1 protein-coding gene is annotated in these 2,038 nt (G+C 41.3%); it reads right to left on the bottom strand.

Features of this window, described 5'->3' with window-relative positions:
- Positions 1-1,321, bottom strand: a 1,321-nt coding sequence (locus KPX09_RS05110; RefSeq protein ID WP_249549281.1) for a hypothetical protein, incomplete at its 3' end; no start/stop codon positions are given.
- Positions 1,322-2,038 lie beyond the last annotated feature (717 nt).

Genomic DNA, 2,038 nt, shown 5'->3' with positions numbered 1-2,038 from the left:
CGTGTGCAGCATGCTCTTTTTGTGATGATTGCATTACGGTCAGGCAATCACCGATCTGCGTTATAATATTTTCTATAGCAGTCATGTGCTTTGTAGGCTGAGAATCTGATTTCTCTGTTTCAGTTTTTGCTAGCTCTAACAAAGGCAGAAGTGCTCTCACAAGATAATTACGAGTGGCTAAATGAGCACTGTGAAGTCTCCCTAGCTCTAATGATTCTAACGCACTTAACACCGCAGACTCTAAAGCACGTACATGCTTCTCAAGAAGTGTATCAGATCTTTCATTTCCACTTTCAACTTCTTCAGAAAGTGACGCACTATCACTTTGAGTGGTACTGGAATATCTGCCTCTCAGGAGATCTGTAGGGATATCGCATACGAATGCCTCAAACTCTGCAGATCGCGCAGAGAAAGGAACATACTTCTTGTAGTATACGCTTTTTTCGGAGCCGCTTGTATAACGGTTACTACGCGTAGAGCTCCTACTTTTAGGACTTATTTTGCTGTTAAGCAGCGCCACCGTTTTTGCTTCAGAACTTACCCTACGTTTGCCTTGTGAAGAAGGAATGCAACACAGTCCTTGTGTAGACGTGATATCACCCTCATCGCATATGTCTGCAGCGAAGTTCTTTACAGCATTGTATAACCTTCGTAATGCACGCAACGTATCAGAACTGCTATGGAATGAAATACCCTGTGTTCTAGCAGCAATTACACCCATACTTGGTGAAGAGCTATAACCAGGAAAAGAACCTGGAACTAGAATAAATGAAGAGCTATCACGAGGAAAAGAACCCGGAACTAGAAGCGGTATCCCGTTACCATATGCAGCAGCCAGCAAAGCATCAGCCAAATCATCTGATTCCTCTTTTCTAGAATCCATGCTTTTTTCACTGCTACTTGCAGCACTCTTACTACTACATGTGGCGTCACTACTTCCAGTATCTGTTTTGCTCCCAAGAAGTCCTGTAGTAGTTGTTCCAGAACTTTCCCTGCGTCCTCCTCGAGAGGAAGGAATGCAACACAGCCCTTGCACAGGGGATGCATCACGGCCTTTTCCCTTACGAGTTTCTCGAGGCTTTTCTGAGTCTGTAGGTGCTTGAGTAGTACTATGTCTGGAGAAACGTCCTAGGAACGCTCTAAATATAGAGCCTCTTCTCTCAGATACACCCCCCATACGGGAACTTGCATTTCTGTCAACAGACGAACTCTCAGCAGGAGGGACATCATCTACATGTGAGCCAGATGAAACGCGAACACTAACGCGTCTCTGTCTTCTATTGCTCCAAAATTCTCTCCCCCCACCACTTCCTGGATGCATAAAAACTCCTTATTTGGATATTCACGTTTTAGATGAAACACAATTGCTATTTATAAACAAGCACATTACCTCTTATAAGGTGTTCCTAGCTATATCACAGGAGCCTAGAGGCCTTGCAACCTGCTAAAGACACAAATGCAGAGGGACAACTGCTACCTTAATGAATGTAAGATGCAGATTCTACTCGCGCATAACCCAATACTGGAAGGAAACACCACACAGAAAAAAGTAAACTTCAATTCGAGATTATTGGATGCACCAAAAACCCTAGGATCTCAGTCTACAATAAGCTACTACAAAATGCAAATATTTTACTTATCATCGCGTGTATAGAGGAAACGCTTTGTATTTCGAAACGGAAAATCTGCTTACAAAGAGGAAATTTTATTCTATAATTTCTAGGGTAGTTGTGCTCAGTTTATATAAAACCATAGAAATATAGTGCTTAGTGGGTGTCCAATCCGTATACCTGTCCAAAAATGTAATGCATGAAAAGTAGAGTAACGTATATTGTTTGCGATTAGTGTATAGGAGAAGAATTTTTTGATATATCCAAGCTGATGCTGTTACTGCGTGAGTATTATGTTAATATTGGGAGTTATGTTGCTGTTAACATTGTAGATTAATCTACACATTTTTTCACATCATCGCTGTTATATACTCCTGATACATACTTTCCGGTATTATCTTAGATATCATGGTATATAATGCATACAT

This window comes from Anaplasma phagocytophilum (genome assembly GCF_023476575.1).
In the GTDB taxonomy this organism is placed as follows: Bacteria; Pseudomonadota; Alphaproteobacteria; order Rickettsiales; family Anaplasmataceae; genus Anaplasma; species Anaplasma phagocytophilum_A.
The sequence above is the reverse complement of the archived record's forward strand: the minus strand, read 5'-3'. Positions and strand labels throughout refer to the sequence as shown.